The 21266-nt window shown below is 65.5% G+C and carries 21 protein-coding genes; 11 read left to right on the top strand and 10 right to left on the bottom strand.

Annotated features, from left to right (window positions below):
* The coding region (locus tag G3N99_RS10735; RefSeq protein ID WP_206122368.1) for an efflux transporter outer membrane subunit at positions 1 to 1427 on the top strand (1427 nt) is incomplete at its 5' end.
* 140 nt (positions 1428 to 1567) lie between these two features.
* Here G3N99_RS10735 and G3N99_RS10740 read toward each other — a convergent pair.
* From G3N99_RS10740 to G3N99_RS10750, 3 genes are all read right to left on the bottom strand, one after another.
* A complete protein-coding gene (locus tag G3N99_RS10740) occupies positions 1568 to 2281 on the bottom strand; it encodes a dienelactone hydrolase family protein (RefSeq protein ID WP_206122369.1) in 714 nt (237 codons plus the stop codon).
* A 323-nt stretch (positions 2282 to 2604) separates the two neighbouring features.
* Positions 2605 to 2916, bottom strand: coding sequence for a DUF4148 domain-containing protein (locus tag G3N99_RS10745; RefSeq protein ID WP_222153302.1), 312 nt, complete (start codon positions 2914 to 2916; stop codon positions 2605 to 2607).
* 316 nt (positions 2917 to 3232) lie between these two features.
* Positions 3233 to 4198 (bottom strand): GlxA family transcriptional regulator, encoded by a 966-nt coding sequence (locus G3N99_RS10750; protein WP_206122370.1) that lies wholly within the window; start codon positions 4196 to 4198, stop codon positions 3233 to 3235.
* Positions 4199 to 4414: 216 nt separating this feature from the next.
* Here G3N99_RS10750 and G3N99_RS10755 point away from each other — a divergent pair, with 216 nt between their 5' ends.
* Positions 4415 to 5056 (top strand): HD domain-containing protein, encoded by a 642-nt coding sequence (locus G3N99_RS10755; RefSeq protein ID WP_206122371.1) that lies wholly within the window; start codon positions 4415 to 4417, stop codon positions 5054 to 5056.
* 192 nt (positions 5057 to 5248) lie between these two features.
* Here the strand turns inward: G3N99_RS10755 and G3N99_RS10760 are convergent, their stop codons facing one another.
* Entirely contained in the window at positions 5249 to 5635 is a 387-nt protein-coding gene (locus G3N99_RS10760; protein WP_011349308.1) for a MerR family transcriptional regulator, read from the bottom strand.
* 87 nt (positions 5636 to 5722) lie between these two features.
* Between G3N99_RS10760 and G3N99_RS10765 the strand changes: the two genes are divergently transcribed.
* The 3 genes from G3N99_RS10765 to G3N99_RS10775 all read left to right on the top strand — a co-directional run bounded on the left by G3N99_RS10765 (position 5723) and on the right by G3N99_RS10775 (position 7972).
* Positions 5723 to 6631, top strand: a complete 909-nt coding sequence (locus G3N99_RS10765; RefSeq protein WP_206122372.1) for an alpha/beta hydrolase — start codon at positions 5723 to 5725, stop codon at positions 6629 to 6631.
* A 409-nt stretch (positions 6632 to 7040) separates the two neighbouring features.
* Entirely contained in the window at positions 7041 to 7496 is a 456-nt protein-coding gene (locus tag G3N99_RS10770) for an antitoxin Xre/MbcA/ParS toxin-binding domain-containing protein (protein ID WP_041492387.1), read from the top strand.
* Positions 7493 to 7972 carry an RES family NAD+ phosphorylase gene (locus tag G3N99_RS10775; RefSeq protein WP_174943403.1) on the top strand — a complete coding sequence of 160 codons (480 nt, stop codon included), beginning with the start codon at positions 7493 to 7495 and terminating at the stop codon, positions 7970 to 7972. The genes G3N99_RS10770 and G3N99_RS10775 overlap by 4 nt, the downstream gene beginning before the upstream one ends.
* 39 nt (positions 7973 to 8011) lie before the next feature.
* On the opposite strand, the gene G3N99_RS10780 is transcribed toward G3N99_RS10775, so the two are convergent.
* From G3N99_RS10780 to G3N99_RS10795, 4 genes are all read right to left on the bottom strand, one after another.
* Positions 8012 to 8950 carry a site-specific integrase gene (locus tag G3N99_RS10780; RefSeq protein WP_206122373.1) on the bottom strand — a complete coding sequence of 313 codons (939 nt, stop codon included), beginning with the start codon at positions 8948 to 8950 and terminating at the stop codon, positions 8012 to 8014.
* 81 nt (positions 8951 to 9031) lie between these two features.
* Complete coding sequence (locus G3N99_RS10785; RefSeq protein WP_206122374.1) at positions 9032 to 9544, bottom strand: DUF2165 domain-containing protein; 513 nt, start codon at positions 9542 to 9544, stop codon at positions 9032 to 9034.
* 285 nt (positions 9545 to 9829) lie between these two features.
* Positions 9830 to 11185 (bottom strand): uracil-xanthine permease family protein, encoded by a 1356-nt coding sequence (locus G3N99_RS10790; RefSeq protein ID WP_206122375.1) that lies wholly within the window; start codon positions 11183 to 11185, stop codon positions 9830 to 9832.
* A gap of 58 nt (positions 11186 to 11243) precedes the next feature.
* Positions 11244 to 12368: an aryl-sulfate sulfotransferase gene (locus G3N99_RS10795; RefSeq protein WP_206122376.1), complete on the bottom strand. Its 1125-nt coding sequence runs from the start codon at positions 12366 to 12368 to the stop codon at positions 11244 to 11246.
* A 102-nt stretch (positions 12369 to 12470) separates the two neighbouring features.
* On the opposite strand from G3N99_RS10795, the gene G3N99_RS10800 reads away from it, so the two are divergent.
* The 5 genes from G3N99_RS10800 (at position 12471) to G3N99_RS10820 (ending at position 17275) form a co-directional block, all read left to right on the top strand.
* Entirely contained in the window at positions 12471 to 13427 is a 957-nt protein-coding gene (locus G3N99_RS10800; RefSeq protein ID WP_206122377.1) for a LysR family transcriptional regulator, read from the top strand.
* A gap of 239 nt (positions 13428 to 13666) precedes the next feature.
* Positions 13667 to 15652, top strand: coding sequence for a gamma-glutamyltransferase family protein (locus tag G3N99_RS10805; protein WP_206122378.1), 1986 nt, complete (start codon positions 13667 to 13669; stop codon positions 15650 to 15652).
* 79 nt (positions 15653 to 15731) lie between these two features.
* Positions 15732 to 16100 carry a hypothetical protein gene (locus tag G3N99_RS10810; RefSeq protein WP_206122379.1) on the top strand — a complete coding sequence of 123 codons (369 nt, stop codon included), beginning with the start codon at positions 15732 to 15734 and terminating at the stop codon, positions 16098 to 16100.
* Between the two features lie 300 nt (positions 16101 to 16400).
* Positions 16401 to 16943 (top strand): hypothetical protein, encoded by a 543-nt coding sequence (locus G3N99_RS10815; RefSeq protein ID WP_174928880.1) that lies wholly within the window; start codon positions 16401 to 16403, stop codon positions 16941 to 16943.
* A 35-nt stretch (positions 16944 to 16978) separates the two neighbouring features.
* Positions 16979 to 17275: a hypothetical protein gene (locus G3N99_RS10820; RefSeq protein WP_206122380.1), complete on the top strand. Its 297-nt coding sequence runs from the start codon at positions 16979 to 16981 to the stop codon at positions 17273 to 17275.
* A gap of 376 nt (positions 17276 to 17651) precedes the next feature.
* On the opposite strand, the gene G3N99_RS10825 is transcribed toward G3N99_RS10820, so the two are convergent.
* Complete coding sequence (locus tag G3N99_RS10825) at positions 17652 to 19385, bottom strand: S53 family peptidase (RefSeq protein WP_206122381.1); 1734 nt, start codon at positions 19383 to 19385, stop codon at positions 17652 to 17654.
* Positions 19386 to 19884: 499 nt separating this feature from the next.
* Between G3N99_RS10825 and G3N99_RS10830 the strand changes: the two genes are divergently transcribed.
* Positions 19885 to 20079, top strand: coding sequence for a hypothetical protein (locus tag G3N99_RS10830; RefSeq protein WP_174944213.1), 195 nt, complete (start codon positions 19885 to 19887; stop codon positions 20077 to 20079).
* 196 nt (positions 20080 to 20275) lie between these two features.
* Here the strand turns inward: G3N99_RS10830 and G3N99_RS10835 are convergent, their stop codons facing one another.
* Positions 20276 to 21004, bottom strand: coding sequence for an ABC transporter substrate-binding protein (locus tag G3N99_RS10835; protein ID WP_206122387.1), 729 nt, complete (start codon positions 21002 to 21004; stop codon positions 20276 to 20278).
* Positions 21005 to 21266 lie beyond the last annotated feature (262 nt).

The raw sequence follows: 21266 nt of genomic DNA on the forward strand, positions 1-21266 counted from the left end.
CGCAGGCGTACCCGGCGGGTGGCGTCTACGCGACGCAGCCGGACGCCGCGCGTGCGCGCAGCGCGAACGGGCAGGCCGCCGCCGCGATCGGCTGGCGCGAGTTCTTCGTCGATCCGCGCCTGCAGCGGCTGATCGAGATCGCGCTGAAAAACAACCGCGACCTGCGCGTGTCGGTGCTGAACATCGAGGCGGCGCGCGCCCAGTACCAGATCACGCGCGCGGGCCTGTTCCCGACGCTCGACGGTATGGGTACCGGCAGCCGTCAGCGATTGCCGAATGCGCTGACGTCGGGGACGGGCCGCAACATCTCGACGACCTACAACGTCGGGGTATCGGCGTCGTGGGAACTCGACCTGTTCGGCCGCGTGCAGAGCCTGAAGGACCAGGCGCTCGCGCAGTACCTGTCGACCGCGTATGCACGGCAGGCGTCGGAGATATCGCTGGTGTCGCAGGTGGCTGACCAGTACCTGACGCTGCTGTCGACCGACGACCTGCTGAAGGTCACGGAGGACACGCTGAAGTCCGCGCAGGACTCGTACAACCTGACGAAGCTGCAGTTCGACAACGGCACGGGCTCCGAGCTCGACCTGCGTCAGGCGCAGACGGTGGTCGAGACGGCGCTTGCGAGCCAGCAGCAGCAGGCGCGCGACCGTGCGCAGGCGCTGAACTATCTGGTGCTGCTGATCGGCGAGCCGCTGCCGGACGACCTGCCGGCGGGCATGCCGCTCGACGCACAGAACCTGCTGACGGACGTGCCGGCTGGCCTGCCGTCCGATTTGCTGACGCGTCGTCCCGACGTGATGCAGGCCGAGCAGACGCTGCTGGCCGCGAACGCGAACATCGGCGCGGCGCGCGCGGCGTTCTTCCCGAAGATCTCGCTGACGGCCGCGTTCGGCACGGCAAGCCCGACGCTCGGCGGCTTGTTCAAGGCCGGCACGGCGGCGTGGTCGTTCGCGCCGAACATCGCGCTGCCGATCTTCGAGGGCGGCGCGAACATCGCGAATCTCGATCTTGCACACGTGCAGAAGCGCATCGAGATCGCGCACTACGAGAAGGCGATCCAGTCGGCGTTCCGCGAAGTGTCGGATGGTCTTGCCGCACGCGGTACGTACGACCAGCAGATCGCGGCGCTGGAGCGCAACGAGCATGCGCAGCAGCGACGTTTCGACTTGTCGGACCTGCGTTACAAGAATGGCGTCGACAGTTACCTGTCGGTGCTGACCGCGCAGACGGACCTGTACAACGCGCAGCAGTCGCTGATCAGCGCACGTCTGGCACGCTGGACCAACCTGGTCGACCTGTACCGTGCACTGGGCGGCGGGTGGATCCAGCGCGCGGGCGAAACGCCGCGTGCGCCGGATGCACCGGTCGACTACGACAAGGCGGCCGCTCCGGGGCCCGCGTCGGTAGCGACAACGAACGGGTAAGCAAGACCAACGGCAGGGGCAAGCCATGCCCCTGTTCGCGGAGGCTGCCCGACGCGAAAACGAAAACGCCACGGATGAAAATCCGTGGCGTTTCTTTTTACGCAGCCGACGTAGCCGCTCACATGGGAAGCGGCGTTACGTTACCCCTGCTTTTCCCAAAGCGTGCGGCCGAAGAACGTCAGCGTGCGATCCCACGCCGTTTGCGACCACACCGGATCGAACTGCGTGCCGGCGATGCGGCCGGGGCCGACGGCCGTTTCGTTCGCGAACGCGTGATGCGCGAGATAGCGATGGAATTCGACATCGACCTTCGCATCGGTCAGCTTCTTTTCGAGCGCATCGACCTGGTCGATCGCGAAGAACGCGTCCTGCGTGGCCCAGTGGCCCATCAGCGGCACCTTGAGCTTCGCCGGATCGAGGTAGTCGAGCGGCGGGAAGCCGTACCACGTAACGCCTGCGTCCGCATCGGCGAACTGCAGCGACAGCAGCGTGAGTGCGCCGCCCATGCAGTAACCGGTCACCGCGACACGCGACGCAAGCGTCTTAAGATGCGTCACGGCGCCCGGAATGTCCTGCGAAGCCGCGTCGCCGAAATCGAGCCCGGTCATCAGGTGGTGCGCTTCCTCTTCCTCGACCGTCGATTTGCCGCGATACAGGTCGGGCACGAGCGCGAAGTAACCGCAGCGCGCGAGGCGATCCGCGACGCCGCGGATCTGGTCGTTCAGCCCCCACCATTCCTGGATGACGACGACCGCGGGTGCGCCTTCGGTCTTTGCCGGCGTGGCGAGATAGCCCTGCAGTTCCTGGCCGTCCGGGCGTCGAAACGTGATCATGGAACCGGATGTTTGAGACATGAAACCGCTCCTTTTCGAAAAATGCGATGAGTGCGGCATCGGGGCCGGCCTGCGGGCACGGCGACGATCGGGCAAGCCGGGCGTCGTGGTTCCGCTCGCGTTCGTTTCGGCCGGCACCGACCACGCGGCCATTCTATGCGCAAACACCGGCCGCCGTCGTGAACGGAGCCGCGCGGCACGCGATCCGCAAGATCGCATCGATCGGGGGCGTGCAATCCGTTCCGGGAGCGGACGACCGGAAAGCAAACACCCCGCCCCGATGAACGGGAGCGGGGTGTTTCGTGTGCTGCGCGCGTATCGGAATACGCGGGCGCGTGTCCGGCTTACTGGCCGAAATACACGGAGTCGCGGCCGTCCTGCTTGACTGCGATCGCGCGGCCGGCGCGTACGCCAGCGGAGGCTTGCGCACCGTAGCCGGTTTCATCGGCGTTCGTCACGCGGGCCTGGGCGGTCTGCAGCGCGCGCGGGTAATACTGATCGGAGACTTCGGGCTTGTAGCCGGCCTGTTCGAGCTGGACGAGTTCCGCGCGCACCTGGGCACGCGTCAGCTGGCCCGACGGGTTCGATTGTGCAAATGCGCCGTACGAGGCGGACAGGGCGGTTGCGGCGACGACTGCGTAGATGAACGACTTCATGATGACCTCCGGTTTCATTGATTTCGCGCTTCGCTCGTTGCGTTCAGCGGTTGATTGCATCGTAACGATCGCGTTACCGGTCGGAAATACGCGTTCCAGCGAATAATTATTGCAACTGGGTAAACGATCTGAACAGGCGGGTATTTCGTCTAATGATTGCGGGGCTGTCCGGCGCTTGGCCGGGACTGCGGATGGCGCATCGCGTGGGGCGATGTCGTCGCTCGGCCGGGCCCACACAACGATCCATTAAGTCGCATTCCGAAATATTTGAGCGGGGTCGCCGATATCGTTCGTGCGGTACGTGCGCACTTCCGCGTCACGCGACCAGGATCGCCTGCCGTTTCCGGTATTCGGCCGGGGTGATTCCGACGTGCCGGGTGAATGACCGCCTGAGCGTATCGACATTCGCGAAGCCGCATTTCGCGGCGACCTGTTTCGGCGTGTCGTGGCCGTTCTCGAGCAAGTGGCGGGCGGCCGAAATGCGGGTCGCCTCGACCCATGCGGCTGGCGTCATGCCGACTTCCGCGCGGAACAGCCGTGCGAAGTGGCGCGGACTCATGCCCGCATGCTTCGCCATTTCCGCCACCGAATGCTCGAGTTCCGGATTTGCCGCGATCCAGCGCTGAACCTCCTGCAGTACCGAACGCCCGGCGGGGCGCGCCTCGCCCTTGCGGCTGAACTGGAGTTGCCCACCCGGGCGCTTGAAGAACATGACGAGTTGCGCGGCGACGCGTCGCGCGATCTCGCGGCCGAGATCTTCCTCGACCAGCGCGAGCGCGAGATCGAGCCCGGCCGTGACGCCGGCGCCGGTGCGCAGCTTGCCGTCGCGCACGTACAGCGCGTCCGCGTCGACGGCGAGCGACGGATAGGCTTCTGCAAGCGCGTTGGCGGCAGCCCAGTGCGTGGTCAGGTGACGCCCTTTCAGCAGGCCGGTGGCCGCGAGGATGAACGCGCCGGTACAGATCGAGCCGTAGCGCTTGCTCTGCACGGCTGCCGCTCGCAGCCACGCAAGGACGTCGGTGCGCAGTGCGATCCGGCCGGCGCTCGGCGCGCCGGCGACCAGCAGCGTGTCGATGCGCTCAGGAATGTCGGGAACGATCCAGTCGGGCAGCAACTGCGCACCGGACGAACTGCGGATCGGACCGGACTCGCTTGCAATGATCCGCAACGTATAAAACGGCTTCCCGCATTCGGCGTTCGCTTGCGCGAAGACGTCGAGCGGTGCGGACACATCGAGCAGTTGAACGCCTGGAACGGCGAAAATTCCTACGACCTTCGGCATGATCGATTGCGTGGCGTGTCGAACGTGACGGGTAGCAGTATAGAGGCGCAGAGGCGGTGCATGGGGCGGGCGGCGGAACGTGCTTCCGGCGTTTGTTCTGCCGCACGCACACCGTGTCCGTCCGTCGCGCAAAATGGCAGGATTTGACGTAAGACGTCTATTGAAGCCAGCTATCGGACTCCGGAGAATCGAGGGTGTTTTCAATGGAGGTCGATCATGACTGAGAACGTTGCAGGCATCACCATTCCCGATAGCCAACTGACGCGCGAGATCACCGAGCTCGTTCGCGATACCGCGTCACCGTTGCTGTTCCATCATTCCAGCCGGGTGTTCTATTTTGCGGCGCTCGCGGGCCAGCGGCGCGGGCTGAAATACGATCCCGAACTGCTCTACTGCGGCTGCATGTTCCACGACATGGGGCTCACGCACAAACACAGCAGCGCGTGCGAGCGTTTCGAGGTGGACGGCGCCAACGCCGCCCGCGATTTCCTGAAGGGCAAGGGCATCTCGCAGCAGGATATCGACGTCGTGTGGACCTCGATCGCACTGCATACCACGCCGGGTATCCCGCAGCACATGCATCCGGTGATCGCGCTCGTTACCGCCGGCGTCGAGATGGACGTGCTGGGCCTGACGTATCCGGAATACAGCGACGTCGAGCGCGAGGCCGTCGTTCGTGCGCATCCGCGTACGCCGCGCTTCAAGGAAGACATCATTCAGGCGTTCTACGACGGAATCAAGCACAAGCCCGACACGACGTTCGGCAACGTGAAGGCCGACGTGCTCGCAGACAAGGATCGGCATTTTCACGCGGGCAATTTCTGCAGCGTGATCCGGTCGTCTGCATGGGCCGGCTGATCGACTTCCTTATGGCATACGATCCCCGGCACTGAGTAGGGGGAACAAGAGCCGGGGTTGCGATATTGGTCAGGAGTCCGATCATGTCGTGAAAGCAGGACGCTCGAGAACCGACTCGCGCCTGCGGCGAGCGTGTCCATTCAGCATCGCTCCTGTTGCGGGGCGGTTCGCCTGTCCGGGCATCGGCCGGCATCAGTCGACTGGCGGAATCCTGCCTTCCGACAAGGTCTGGATAAGCCGGGCGCGACGTCGCTCGAGATCCGCCAACTGACGCTCGATGGCTGCGAGGCGTTGCTGCTGGACCTCGGTGACCTGATCGCACGAGCGCGCGCCTTCGATCAGAAGCATGCAGTCGGGGAAGCCGCGAATGTCGTCGATGGTGAAACCGGTCGCAATCATGCGCTGAATCTGCCTGACCTGTGTGACTGCCTTGTCGGGAAACATGCGGTAGCCGTTACTTGCACGTACCGACGCGAGCAAGCCATGTTCGTCGTAGTGCCGGATCGACCGCACGCTTGCGCCGGTATGTTGCGAGAGCGCTCCGATCGTCAGCCATTTCTGCATAAGTATCGTGTCCATGAAAGTCAGCCTGGCACATGCCGCTTGACTCTCACATCAGTGTAAGGGTTGAGACTCGGAGAACTGCTCACTTCCGAGGACTTTTTCATGCGGATCCGATCGCTGATCGATTTGTTGAACGCAGCGGTAACGGCGGCAATACTGATTGCGTCGGTGCCAAGTGCCGTAGCTGCGCCCAAAAGCTACATGGTTACGTCGAAAGACGGCGTAAGACTTGCGGTTCAGGAAGGCGGCAACCCCGATGGCCGCCCGGTGATCCTGATTCACGGTCTGCTCGGCAGCCGTTTGGACTGGGACGCGCAAGTGCAGAGCGCCGAATTGCGCCACTACCGCATCATTACCTATGATCTGCGCGGCCATGGTCTCTCGGACAAGCCGTCCGGAGCTGCGCCGTATCGCGACGGACGTCGTTGGGCCGATGACCTTGATGCCGTCGTCAAGGGCGCGCATGCGCGCAAACCCGTGGTGGTCGGTTGGTCGCTGGGGGGCGTGGTGATATCCAACTACCTCGCGGCCTACGGGGACCGCGACGTCGCGGGTGCCGTCTTTGTCGATGGTGTGGTCGAACTCGCACCGGGTCAAATCGTCGATCATCCCGAGGCTTATCGCGATATGAATTCGCCGGATCTGAAAACGCATTTGGACGGCGAGCGCAGATTCCTGGAATTGTGCTTCAACCATCGACCGGGTGCCGAGACCTTCAGCCGGCTTCTTGCCAATGCCGCGATGGCATCGTGGGATATGCAGCGGGCAATCCCGACGATGACGGTTTCCGCTGCCGAGGGGCTCGGCACAGCGCGCGTACCGCTGCTTTTTGTCTACGGCGGTCACGACGCACTGGTCGATACGCGCAAGACGCTTGCACGTGCGATCACGCTGAATTCACGGATCGCCACCAAGGTATATGCCGATTCGGGCCACGCGCCGTTTATCGAGGAGCCCGACCGGTTCAACCACGACCTGGCGGCGTTCGTCAGGTCGGTGTCCGGGCGCTGAAGCTGTCGTTCACCAGCGGGGAAGGGGGAAACGAAGTCGGACGAACCGCGGATGAGGACTTCTTTCCCGGTTCTGTCAGCCTCGATCGAGCGATTTCGCCATCTCGCGAATCTGCGCGTGGCTACGGAGACTGTTCAGGCCCACCTTATCGTCGGAACGCTAATCGATAAAAAAGTTGTTACGTGACAACCATGTGATGCCTGCATGGACTTTATATACTGAATTAATACAACCTTCCGCCGAGGCGAATCTTCGATTCGCGGCCGTACTCACCTGCTTTCAGACCGGTGACGCCCGCCCGCCGCCGCGTTCACGAAAGCCGGCCGGGCGCCACCGGCACCTTCCAACCCGTTTCCGCATGTTTCCGGCAAAACGCCTATAATGATTGGGCAAATTGCCGGGAGAGGTCATGAGCACCATTGCTTTCCATCCTTCGGGCGTCGCGCATCCGCGTCAGGCCGAATTCACGATTCTCGAGCAGCTGCTGGCGATCCGCGTCCGATCGGGGGCCGATCTTGCCGAGCTGGCGAGCGCACGCGTCGACGTCTCGGTGATCGACCGTCTGTCCGAGCGCGGGCTGAAATCGGACGAGCTGGCCTTCATCATTCCGCGTCGCACGCTGAGTCACCGTCGCCAGGCGCACGAACGCCTGTCGCAGGAAGAGTCCGACAAAGCGATCCGTCTCGCGCGCATCGTCGCGCAGGCGACGGCCACGTTCGGCGACCAGGACAAGGCGATGGCGTGGCTGCGCAACGGGCTCCAGCGCTTCGGCGGCCGCACGTCGCTCGACATGGCGAGCACCGAGCATGGCGCGCGGCTCGTCGAGGAAGTCCTCACGCAGATCGACGAGGGGTACTTCGCTTGACGACGCTGTGGCGGATCAGCAATTTCGCCGACCTGAAAGGCGTCGGCGGGTTGCGCGCCGGCGGGCGCTGGCATTTTGCCGGGCAGCCCGTCGTGTATCTCGCCGAGCATCCGGCCCTCGCGCTGCTCGAGACGCTCGTTCATTTCGAAATCGCCACGGTCGCGCAATTGCCGAGCGGATACCAGTTGCTTCGCATCGAGGTGGCCGATTCGGTCGATATCGCCGAAATCGCGGAGGGCGACGCGCCGGAAGACTGGCGAACCGACGTCGACTGGACCCGCAGCGCCGGCACCGAGTGGCTGCACACGCAGCCGAGCGCGCTGCTGCGCGTGCCGAGCGTCGTCGTGCCGCACGCGCACAACTTCCTGCTCAATCCGCTGCATCCGGCCGCTTCCGAGGCCCGTATCGCGGAAGTCATGCAATCGCCGTACGACACCCGCATTCTGCGGCTGATCCAGTCGAAGCCGGGCGAATAGGGCGCCACGACCTGCGGCCCGCGCCGGGCGCAGGCGGGATCAGCGTTCGTGTGCGGCGCGGGCCGCGGCCGCATCGGGCGGCAGCGTCTGCCGGATGCGCGCGACCGTTCGCGTGCTGACGAGACCGAGCATCGCACTGACGTCGGCATGTGCGTGGCCCGCAAGCAACTGGCGGCGCGCATACGTATTGCGCAGCACGCGCGGGCTCATGTCGGCCGCGTGGAAGCCGATCGCGGTCAACGCGTCGCGCACCACGAGCAGCAGGAACATGTCATTCATCGCGCCACCGCCGCGCGGCGCGGGAAACAGCAACGCGGATGCCGGTGTGTCTGCCGAGCGCACGCGCCATGCGGCGAGCGGCGCCAGCGCAAATTCGGCGAGCGTGATCCGGCGCGCCGGCCGTGCCCGATCGCGCGGCACGGATAGCGCAGGCGGCCGCGCGTCGAGATCGGGCGCGTCGCAGGTCGTCGCGCGTATCTCGGCCGACGTGATGCCGCTCGCAAGCAGCAGCGCGACGATTGCGCGATTCCTGCAGTCGGCCGGCGTGTCGCCCGCTCGTGGCTGCACATGGCGCTGCAGTGCAGCGTCGGCATCGGGCGGCAGGTAGCACGGCTCGGGCTCGCCGTCGGGCCATGCGAGATCGCGCGTCGTCCGGCCGGCCGGATGGATCGTGCGCACGCCGGCTTCGACCAGATGCCGGCCCAGCCGGTCGATCAGCTTCGCGTAGCGCACGCGGGTCGACGTGCCGGGCGCGCAGGTGCGCTCGAGTTCCGCCAGGAAGGCTGCGACGTGGTCGGGCCCGAACGTGGCGAGCGACACGCGCTGTGCGATCAGGTAACGCAGGAACCGTTCGAACATCGCGACGTGCTGCACGACCGATCGCGGCGCGAACGGCCGGCGATCGGCGCCGGTTGCGGCGGTTTCCTGCCACGCGCGGAAGGCGCCAACGGGGTCGTGAATCCAGCGATTCGTGTCCATGCACGATTTATAGCCGGACGCGGTGACGCCGGCAATCGTCCCGATGTCCTTCCGGTCGCCCGCCCCGATGCAAGCGACGCATCAGTGCGCGGTGCGCGTGTCGTCGATGCCGTCGTTGTTCATCGTCAGGTAGACGAGCACGAGCAGCAGCGTGATGAAGAAGCGGAACGCGTCCGGCACGCCGTTCCATTGCTTCGACATCCACATGCCGAACCACTCGCCGCCGACCGACATGAAGGCGACCTGCCACGTGAGGAAGCCGAGCGTCAGGCCGGCGATCGCATACGCCTTGGCCGCGCGGAATGCCGTATCGCCGGTGCGTCGCGCGCGCAGCAGACGGATTCCGCCGATCCAGCACAGCACGGCCGTCAGCGTTTCCATCGAGATGATGCCGATATAGCCGACGTGATGAACCCACGTCGTGCCGATCGCGCGATACATGATCCCGTTGCCGGGGAACGTCGTGTCCATCAGGAACACGTGATGCACGAATGCGAAATTGGTCGCGTAGTCGGTAATGTTGCCGAACGCGACGAGCGATGCGAAAAAAGCCATGGCAAGCACCATGGCTGCCTTGGAAAGACGAACCATCATAATGGACTCCGAAATGAATGGGCAGGCGAAAGCGCGACCGCGCGGCGATCAGCCGGCGTTCGGGGCGATACTTGCGTGAGCGTGTCCGGCGGGGCCGGCGGTTTGCGTGCGTGGCACGGCGGCGCGGAGATCGGGACTGGAAAACCTGAAGCCGGGGCGGCGTCGAGGAGACGCACGCGCCGGCTGGATCGAGTGCCCGCGCCAGGAGGGAGCGGCGATTGTCGGTCGAACCGCTGGTGTCGTCAAGCGGGGCCTGCGCGCGTGTCGCGCTGCCGGCCGTCGCCGTTATGCGTCGCGCGAAGGCGCAGTTGCCGCTACCGTGCCCACCTGTCCGCTGACCCGCGCCAATGCAGCGAACGCCAGTTGCGTCGCGATGGCCGCGAGCGTGCCGGCCGCCATGCCGTTGCCGAGCACGATCTGCACCGGCGCACCGAAATGGCGATACAGGTTCGGCACCAGGATCGGCGCAAGGCCGACGACGAGCGCAACTGCGAGCGTGTACTGGTTGGCGCGAGCGTGCAGGTCGACGCTGGCGAGCAGCCGGATGCCCATGACGCCGATCATCGCGAACACGACCAGCGCGGTGCCGCCGACCACGGCGGCCGGAATCGCATACGCGAGCCGCGCGAGCGGCGCGAACAGCGCGATGACGATCAGGATCGCGCCGGCGGCAGCCGTCACGTAGCGCGAGCGCACGCCGGTCGTCTGCACGACACCGATATTCTCGGCGCTGGTCACGATCAACGGCGTGCCGAACAGCGCGCCGGCCAGCGACGCCAGCGCATCGCCGCGTATCGTCTTCGGCACGTCGCGTGGCAGCGAGATCGGCTTGCCGCACGTTTCACCAACGGCCACTGTCTGCGCGGTGGCCTCGGCCATCGAGATCGCGGTGAAGATCAGCAGCGGCAGCGCGGCCAGCACGTCGAAGCGCGGCATTCCGAACGGCATCCATACCGGATGGGTGAACAGCGGGCCGCGCCACACGTCGGCGAGCGCCGGCATCGCATCGAGCGCCCAGCCGAGCGTCGCGCCGGCCATCAGGCCGATCAGCACCGCGAGCCGCCCGAGCGTGCCGCGGAACGCACCGGCCACGACGACGGTGGCGACGATCGTCGCCAGCGCGAGACCGAGCGCGCGCGGCTGAGCGAAATCGGCCGAACCGGGTTGGCCGACGACGATCGTCGCGTAGATCCGGATCAGGTTGACCGACACGAGCAGCAGCATCGCACCGACGACGATGCGCGGAAAGAGCCGCAGGCAGCGCGTGAAGACGGGCAGCAGCACCCAGTAGAACGCGCTGGCGAGCAGCGCCGCGCCGGCTGCCGTCGGCAGGCCCGATTGCGCGGCGATGCCGGCGAACAGCATCGTCGGTGCGCCGCCGGGCACCATCACGAACGGCATGCGTGCACCGATCGGCCCGGCGCCGAGTGACTGGAGCAGCGTGCCGATCCCGCACGCGAAGAACGTCGCGCCGATCAGCTGGACCGTCAGCTCCGCCGGCAGCGCGAGCACTTTTGCGATCAGGAACACGGCCGTGATCGGGGACGCGGCCATCGACAACACGTGCTGCAGCCCGAACAGCACGAGCTGCCATGCGGGCAGCCGCGCGTCGACGGGCGTTGAGATCGGATCGTGCGACACGGCAGGCCCCTTCGAAGCGAACGGCGACGAGCGCCGGAAACCGGCGATGAACGGAAGGTCAGTCCCGCAGCCAGGGTAGTTGCGCGGCGCTGTAGCGGAACGTCTGGAACACGCTGTTGAGCTGCCCGGGGCCGGTCTTGCGCGCGGCTTCGTCCGGGTATTCGGCGAACCACGGAATCACGTATTCCCAGACGACCTCGCCGGCGGGCGTCACTTCGAACAGCCGGCCCGTCGACGATTCGGTGACGTGCGTGTTGCCGTTCGGCAAGCGCTGCGCGTTGCCCATGAACGGCGTGTAGAACAGGTTCACGACGTCGTCGGCATACGACCACACGACGCGCTGCGTCGCCGGATCGATCTCGACGACGCGCGAGAACACGACGTGCGCGCCGTGGCGGAAGTTGCCGTTGTCGAACGCGAGGATGTTGCCGTTCGCGAGCGGCACCGGCGCATGCTGGTGCGACACGACGTCGGGCCCGATCCGCAGGTCGACGCGGCCGGTTTCGCGATTCACGCCGATGATGCCCGACGTCGTGCGCAGGCTCATCAGCACGCGGCCGTTCGCATCGACCGCGAGGCCGTTGACGAGCGGCCAGTGATAGCGTCCGAAGCCGGCCGCGATCGGGAAATCCTCGGGCCGCAGATGGTCGCGCGCATGCCATTCCCAGACGATCTGCCCGGCCCGGTTGACTTCGCGGATCACGTCCGCGTACATCACCTCGTCGTCGCCGTGCGGCGTGCCGCCCGGCACGCGTCGCGCGAACGCAGCGTCGACCGGCTCGCACGCGGCGTAGAGCAGGTTGCCGTTCGGCAGCCACTGCGCATCGTGATGGTGCGCGGGATCCTCGTAGCGCCACACGGTTTCGCCTTGCGGCGTGACTTCGTAGAAGTCGCCGCCATGCCACATCGACCACGGCGCATAGCGTGATTCGGATTGCGGATGATTGCCGTTGTAGCCGAGGTTGCCGTTCGCGAGGATGACCGCATGGCGGCCGGGGCGCACGGGCATTTTCCACTGATGGGCGACTTCGCCGTCGATGCCGACGAGATAGACGTTGCCGTCGGCCGTCTGCGGCGCGATGAGCGTATAGCCGCCTGCGGACAGGGCGGGATCGTGGGCGATGAGGCCGACGCCACGGCGGCGCTGGGTAATCTGGTCGACGGTTGTCACTGCGGTCTCCATTCGAATCGGACACGGGGATGCAGCGGAATCTAGACGATTCGGACGGTCAGTAAAATCGGATTATTCTTGACGCCCTGTTCGGAAAAATCTAACGGACCCCTTATGCGTTCGATATCGCAGACATTCCGCTGTTTCGACGAAGTCGCGAGACGCGGCTCGATCCGCAAGGCGGCCGACGCGCTGCACCTGACCGCGGCGGCGGTGCACCAGCAGATCCGCAATCTCGAGGAACAGGTGGGCGTGCCGCTGTTCGACCGGTTGCCGCGCGGCATGCAGTTGACGCTGGCCGGCGAGATCGTGATCGCGGCCGTGCGGCGCGGCCAGCGCGATTTCGACAATGCGCTCACGCAGGTCGAGGACCTGCGCGCGCTGCGCCGCGGGCACGTGAACCTCGCGGTGCCCGCATCCACCGCGGAAAAGCTCGTACCCGACGCGATCCTCGCTGCGATGCAGCGCTACCCGGGCGTCACGTACAGCGTGCGCTCGGGAAACGGCGAGAGCATCGTGCGCTGGGTCGAGACAGGCGAGGCCGACATCGGCTATGCGCTGCGCCGGCGCACGTCGGCGGGCGTCGTCGAGGTGCGCGCGTTCGCTCAGCCGCTGGGCGTCGTCACGGCACCGGGCCATCCGCTTGCGGCGTCCGGCGGCAAGGTGCGGATGCGCGACTGCTTCGCGCATCCGCTGATCCTGATGACACCCGACACGGAACTGCGCGCGATGTTCGACCAGATCGATGCGCGACAGCCGCGCAACGTGCGGCCGCTGGTCGAGACGGGTTCGGTGCCGATGGTGCGGCGCCTCGCTGCCGAAGGCGCGGGCGTCGGCTTCCTGATTGCCGAGAACGTCGCGGAGGACGTGGCCGCCGGCCGGCTCGCGTGGACGCCGCTTGCCGATGCGGGCGCGCGCTCGTTCAGCTGCATCTACCAACGGGCGGACATGAGCGCGACCGTCGCGATGACGATGTTCCTCGCGTTCTTCTCCGAGACGATCGAAGCCATGGAAAGCGGCTTCGCGCCCGACGGCCGGGCAACCGGCAAGCGCCGCCGGGCAGCAAAATAAGGGCGCCGCGACGTCATGCCATCGGCCGCGCAAGCGCATCGCACTGCGATGCAGTGCAACACGCGAACCCGCAGGCGAGATCGGTGACGTTGCGTACGCAACGTCCGGTCGCATTACGTCATTCCCTTATTGCGGAAAAAATTTTGTTCATGGGACTATCGAACGCGTTGCCGGCGCACCGAGGGGGTCGCAGGCAGCGTGATGTCCATCGCAACGACCTACAAGAACATCGGCAGACAATGAACAGAACAGCGATTTTTCCGTATGCGTCCGCGTTGCTCGCGGCCGCCCTGTTGACGGCATGCGGCGGCGACGTCGAGAACGAAGCGGGCCGCACGCCGACACCTTCCACCGATGCGAGTTGCCTCGCGGTCGACAACAGCGGCGCAACCGTCGTGGTGGGCTCGAACCAGCCGGGCGACCCGTCGTTGCCGGAAGCGTCGTCGGGCTATCGCACCGGAATGAAGCCGGTCTATGCGAAGACCTATCTGGTGGCCACGTCGAACGCGTATGCGAGCGCGGCCGGCTGCGCGGTGCTGAAGAAGGGCGGCACGGCCGCCGACGCGGCGGTTGCGGTGCAGGCCGTGCTCGGCCTGACCGTGCCCGAAGCGACGGGCCTGGGCTCGGGCGGCGTGCTGCTTTACTACGATGCGCGCGGCAAGACGCTGCAGGCGTACGACGGCCGGGAAACCGCGCCAGCCGCCGCGACGGAGAACTACCTGCGCTACGTCGACGACGCGACCGACCAGTCCGCACCGCTGCCGAACGCGCGGGCGAGCGGCCGCTCGATCGGCACGATCGGTGTGCCGAGGCTCATCGAGGCGCTGCAGCAGGATCACGGCCGGCTGCCGTGGCCGAACCTGTTCGGCGATGCGATCACGCTCGCGACCAACGGCTTCCCGATCGGTGGCCGGCTCGCCGACGCGATCGCATCGAATGCCGCGAACCTGAAGCGCGACCCCGAGGCTGCAGCGTATTTCCTGAACGCGGACGGTTCGCCGAAGACGCTCGGCACCGTGCTGAAGAATCCGGCGTATGCGCGCACGCTGACGCTGATGGCGCAGTCGGGTGCGAACGCGCTGTACACGGGGCAGATCGCGCAGGACATCGTCGCGAAGATCGCCACGACGAAGGGCGCGGACGGCTCGACGCTCACGCCGGGCAAGACGACCGTAGCCGACCTGGCCGCGTACCAGGCGAAGCGCCGCGAGCCCGTGTGCACGACCTATCGTAGCTACTGGGTATGCGGGATGCCGCCGCCGTCGTCGGGCGGCATCGCGGTCGCGTCGGCGCTCGGCATTCTCGAGAATTACGACCTGAAGTCGCTGAAGCCGACGGCGATCGATCTCGAAGGCGGCAAGCCGACCGTCGCGGGCGTGCACCTCGTCACCGAGGCCGAGCGGCTCGCGTATGCCGACCGCGACAAGTACGTGGCCGATACGGATTTCGTGCCGCTGCCGGGCGGCACGTGGAATACGCTGCTGAACAAGCCGTACCTGAAATCGCGCGCGGCGCTGATCGATCCGACCAAGAGCATGGGCACCGCACAGCCGGGCAATCTCGGCGCGGTGCCGCTCGGCGTCGACACGACGCTGATCGAGCACGGCACGAACCAGTTCACGATCGTCGACGGCGACGGCAACGTACTGAGCGCGACGACGACGGTCGAGTCGAGCATGGGCTCGTTCCACATGACCAACGGCTTCCTGCTGAACAACCAGTTGACCGATTTTTCCGCGAACCCGGTCGACAGCGCGGGCAATCCGGTGGCCAACCGCCTGCAACCGGGCAAGCGGCCGCGCAGTTCGATGGCGCCGACGATCGTGTTCGGGCAGGCCGCGGACGGTTCGCGCGGCGATTTCGTGATGGCGACCGGCTCGCCGGGTGGCGGCACGATTCCGCAATATGTGGTCAAGACGCTCGTCGGCGCGCTCGACTGGGGGCTCGACGCGCAGCAGTCCGCGGGGCTCGTCGACTTCGGCGCGAGCAACAGCCCGACGACCACGATCGGCGGCGAGCATCCGAACGTCAGCACGGCGAACAACGGGGCGAACGATCCGCTGATCACGGGGCTGCTCGCGCTCGGGCACAAGGTGTCGACGTCCGCGCAGGCGAGCGGCGTCAATACGGTGATGCGCGTGACGGTCGGCCAGTCGCCCGCGTTGCAGGGCGGCACCGATCCGCGGCGTGAAGGCGTCGTGCTCGGCGATACGTTCCGGCCGTAACCGGGCGGTACGCGCGGGGCCCCGATCTGCCCGGATTCACCGACGGGCAGTCGGGGCTGCACATCGTGAAGGAGTCGCAATGACGAACGCGCATCTGCTTGAAATGGACGCCATCCTGTCGGCGCCGGGCTTTTTCGATTTCCTCGGCGACCTGGATTGCGACAGCGCGCTGGATAGTCGTGATGCCGAGCCGTTCGATACGCAATGGATGGCGTCGTTCGACGACGTCGACGGCGATCCGGGCGCGGCGGTCGACCGGCCGGCCGTAAGCGCGCTGAGGGAAAAGGCATTCAAGCTCGCGTTCGGCGCATCGGGGAGCGCCGGTGTGGCGGCTTGCGTATCCGACGATATCGAACTCATCGCGAGGAGTCGGTCGTCGGGCCGCACCGATGGCTGGCCGACACACGTTCTTTGGAATGCTTATAGAAGCGGCCGGTTTCCCTGCTAGCCGTTTCGCTTGCGTGGTTTGCCGATCCGTCGCGATTGGCCGCGTCGCTGTCGCGGAATGCTCCGCGCGGTGCGCCTCCGGGTTCGCCCAGGCCACTCATCAATCCCGCCGCAAGCCCCTGATTGTCAAACTATGTGAGGCAATCGTCAGCATTTGCAACGGAAGTAACAGTCCCCGCAAATCAATCGTTTTGCTCGTCTGCGCCGCTACATTAGCTTCACCTGCCGCACGTCGCGGCAAGGCATGCGACAAGCCGCACGAAGGCGGCCCGCAGCAACAACGTCTTTGGGGAGAATGACCATGAACAAGATTCGTACGATTCTGGTGGGTGCTGCACTGACGGCGATGGCGACTTCGGCTGCGTTCGCACAAACGGCCCAGACCGGTGCCCAGGGTTCCGCAGGTGTCGGTGCGCAGGTTCAGACGCCGCTGCTCGGTGGCGGTGTGGGCGTGCAGGCTGGCGGCGGCGCGAATGCGGCAGGCTCGGGTTCGGGCGCAGGCAATGCCGTTGGCGGCGCACTGAACGGCGTCGGCAAGACGGTCGGCGGCGTGGGTTCGGCAGCCGGCAACGCGGTGGGCGGTGCGACGCATGCGGTTGGTTCGGCAGCGGGCACCGCGAAGGATGCCGCCGCATCGGCCGTCCACTCGACGAAATCGCACGTGAAGCACGTCGCGGGCACGGCAAAGAGCCACGCGCAAGGCGCGGTGTCGACGGCAGGCGACGTCGCCGGCGGCGCGAAGGCGAAGGCCGGTGAGGCGCTCGAAGGCGCAACGAACTCGGTGCAGGGTGGCGCTTCGGTCGGCGTGAAGGGTTCGGCGTCGGCGCAAGGCGGCGCGCTGTAAGCGTCAAGCTTCCCGACACAGCCCGGCCCGCTTCGATGCGGGCCGGGCTTTTTTTGTTGGCGTGCGCGGCGCGCCGTTCATCCCATGCTCGATATCGGTCCATCCGGGTACGCGGCATCGGTATCGCATCGGCACGGACGGTGTGGGTTGCCACATCGCCACTGCTCGAAGGCAAGGGTGACCTGTATTGCGAGAACTGTGACGTGGCCATGCGCGATAACACGCGCACGCCGACCGAAACCGGCGTGCGCGACTACGCTGTCGATCCCGCGCAGGCCGCACGCCTGTGGAATCTGTCGGCCGAATTGACCGGTATTAACGCTTTCGCGTGAGCCAACCGGGAAGCCGCTAGTGACCGGGAGAGACGCTGTTGTCACCGGCGGCGGCAAGGGTCACGGCCACGCGGCAGCCGTGCTGTTCGTCGCCGAGGGCATACCAACGTAGTCATCACCCGGCGCCGCCAAAAAAAGAACTGTACGAAGCCGCGCAGACATTGACCGCCCAGGGCGTCACGGCCATCAGCCTGGTGGTCGACTCGGCTGACCGTGTCGCGACCACGCTGGCGTGCGCGCTGTCTTTCTGGATCCGGAGTTGACCCAGGAAACACGGGAGTGGCTATATTGCCGGCGAAATGGTCGTTTCGCCGGGAGAGGCACAAAAGCCGGTGCACGGCAGAACCTCTGCCGTGCACCAGCCTGCAGGCAATGCTTAGAAGCGGCCGGACCTGATCAGCTGGTTCAGGTTTGCGATATTCAGGCTGCCAAAACCGGTCGGGAAATCCCAGCCCGTTCCGGCCTTATAGCCATACCCCTGGTAGCCGTTGTTGCCCGACACCACGTCGAAGCGGATCAGTGACGGGTTCGACGGAATCGCGCGATAGAGGTTGCCGGCCGGGAAGCCGACAGTCGTGCCGTTCGCCGCGAGAATGCGTGCCCAGAAGCCCGTGAACAGCGGTGCTGCAAGGCTCGTGCCGCCGATCTGCTGAAGCTGGCCATAGTTGTAGATCAGCGCGCCCGTCCGTGACGACGCATCGAACGACACGTCCGGCAGCCGGCGATTGCTGCCTGGCTGCCACGCCGGGGCCGGCAGGATCGTGCTGACGCCGCCGCCCGTCGACCACAGCTTGCCGTTGCCGTCGAGTCCATCGTTCCACACCGTCTCGTTCGAGAACGCGCCGGCGGACGTCGTGTAGAGCGTCGTGCCGCCGATCGCCAGCACGTGCGGAGACGAAGCCGGCCAGGATACCGAATAGTTCGCGCCGTCCGGATAGCCGCGGTTGTTGCACTCGTACACGCCTTCGTCGCCGGATGAGATCGAGAACGTCTGGCCTTGTGCCGCGGCGGTCGTGAAGATCTGTTCCTCGGCGTCGAGCGTACCGTCGGCATTCGCATCGGTTTCGCACCAGCCGAGCGACACGTTGATCACTTTCGCCGTGTTGTCCGATACCGCGCGGTTGAACGCCTGCGTGAGGCCCGTGTTGCCGCTCGCGTTGAGGTCCGCCATGTAGAACACGAGCTTGCCGACCTGGCCGCCCGCCGCGCCAACGATCGACTGGCTGTCCAGATCCCATTCGCCCTGGCCGTCGCGGTCGTCGCTATAGTCGCCGCCCGCTCCGTTGGTCTGTACGGCTTGCGTCGTCACGGTGGCGTAACCGTGCGCGGAGGTGAACGTCCGCAGATCCTGCTGCGTCTGCGACACGCCGCCCTGCGTGATGATGCCGACCGTCACGCCGGCTGCGGTCGGCACGCCGGTTGCGTTGTACAAGCCCGGGAATTCCGTCGGGTTGTGGCCGGTCGCCGTGCCCGACGCGAACGGCGTTGGCTTCGAGACTTCGCCGATGCGCAGCAACGGCCGCGCCCTTGCGACGTTCTGCAGCCCCAGCACCGAGCCGACGACGTCGCCGAGCGCGCGCGGCACCTGCGCGGTGGATGCATTCGCGAAACCCGAACGGCCCGCATACTCGAAGTGCACGAGCGACGTGTTGAACGCGGTCTTGATCGTGGCGGCCGTGCCGTGTGCGGACACGAGCAGGCGGTTTGGCGCGACCTCGATGTTCACGAAGCCGCTCTTGCGCAGATAGTCGACGACCGACCTGACTTGCGCGTCGGTCGGCGCGTAGTCGGCGAGGAATCGCTCATGCGTGAGGAATTGATGGTAATGCGCGCTGCCGGGTCGATTGACGTCGCCGGCAAGCTGTTTGAGTTGCGCGGCGTTGCGTAGCTTCAGGCTGACGACAACGTCGGTCGTCTGGCCCGCAGCCAGTTCCAGCGAGGGTGCCGCACTATGCGCCATCAGCTGCGAGCCGGTCAGAAAGGCCTTCGTGTGCGTGTCGACCCAGTCGGTCGCAGCATGGGCCGCGCCGGCTGCGAGCACGAGCGGCCACGCGCAGGCGAGACGGCGGGGTGACGGAAGGGGAAGGGTGTACCAGGCGTTCCTATTCATCGGGGGTCCTTTTGAGGAAAGACGACTTGGTGGGTGCTCATGACCCTTGTGGGGCCAGGAACGGATCCGAGAATAGGCAGCCAATACGCTGCAGGTAGCTGTCAGGTTCCACAGCTGTCAGTTTCGGCAGTGATGCGACCGGTTTGACTGGGTGAAACACGAGGCGACGAAGTGGATTCGAGCCGTAAAAATGCGGCGGACCGCCGCACGGAAGCGGTTGGGACAGCAGGCGGATCTGTTTCGACAGCAAATCGTGCGTCGCCGCTGCGAACGTGACGCCCATCGATGTTGCACGTCGTGCACGCGATAACGATGCTGCGTCGCACTATGTGGTCAGGCGGGGCGCGGCGCCTGCGGGCGGGTGATGCAATGCATCGTGCAGCCGGGAAAATGGCCGATGCGATTACCGATTGTGCCGAACTGTGGGACAGCACACGGTGTTGTCTTGCAGGCGGCTTTCCATACAAGCGTTAGGTTGGGATCTTAGAGGCGATGCTCTATGAAATTGGCGGGCAACACCGTGGTTCGTCGCGGTATCCAGCATTCGAATCGACTGCTCCAGCGGCGCAAACCGTACGAAGGCGCGGGCCGGTCAACGGTCAAGGCTGATGAAGCAGCAACCCCGGCCCGCGAGCAGGTCGATGCACTCGAGCGTATTCGCGAGCTGCAACGAAAGCTCGGCCGAATAGCATGAAGAACCGGATTCATTTCGGTTGGCCAGATGACCTGTCAGATCAAGTCCCGGCCAACACGCAGCGGCTTCTATCGGATAAAGGCACGCTGCCACGCAAATCCCGGGGTCGAACATGCCTGATCCTGCCGAGGAGACGTGGTATCACTCGCACCCATCCAACGCCCGCCCCGACGCTCGATGCGCAGAGCCGCCGTGACTATCGGCGCATCGCGGAACCTGGTTCCGTGACCAGTCCCGTGTGAGTTTCCGCATTTGCTTTGACGTTGGCGCCGTGCTTGGCCATGTCTGCATTGCGTGCGGCGAGTAATGCGATCAGGCCGTCGATGCCATGCTTGCCGATTTCATCGCTGAATTGCTGGCGATAAATCTGCACAAGCCACACGCCGAGCAGATTGAGGTCGTAAACGCGCCAGCCGTTCGCTGTTCGATAAAGGCGATAGTCGATCTCGACCGGTTGCCCGTTATAGATCGCGACCGTGCGGACGACGGTATCGGCGCGATTGGCATCACCATGTGTGCCGGGATACTGAAATTTCTGATCAGGCGTGAGCAAGCCTAGTGCGCCTGAATACGTGTGAATCAGAAGACGCTGGAATTGTGCGGTGAGTTCGTCCTGCTGCGCGGGCGTGGCCTCGCGCCAGTGGCGTCCCGTCGCCAGGCGCGTGGTGCGGCGAATATCCGTGTACGGAAGGATGTCGCGGTTGACGATATCCATGATGCGAGATGTATCCGCGGGATCGATCGCGCGTTTGCGCAATTCGTCCTGCACTTCCTCGGTCGCGGTTTGAATCAATACGCTCGGATCGGTTTGATCCTCGATACGCACATGGTTGCCGCTGTCGCTCGCGCTACAGATTGCCGGGCAGGCAATCGAGCCCAACACGAGCGAACAGCAGACGAAGAGTTTTCGGGATTGGTTTCGCATCTTTGCATCGAAAGTGTGCTGCGACAGGGGCGCATTGGTGCGGCAGCCCGCTTCAATGAAGCTTTCTGCCGTCAATACAGGAACGAGGCGGCACGCAATGAACTGTGGCAAAGACGGGGCATGACGGCCGTGTACGTGATGTCACGCGGTTTCTTGCCCGAAACGACGCCGTGCTGTGTTCCATGTGTTTCACTTGCGCCGGGGAATAGGGCGGTCGTCGCCAAAGCGTGTCGCGCTATAAGGTGCAGCATGCACCGATAGG

The sequence above is a fragment of the Burkholderia sp. Ac-20392 genome (assembly GCF_017104585.1).
Classification (GTDB): domain Bacteria; phylum Pseudomonadota; class Gammaproteobacteria; order Burkholderiales; family Burkholderiaceae; genus Burkholderia; species Burkholderia lata.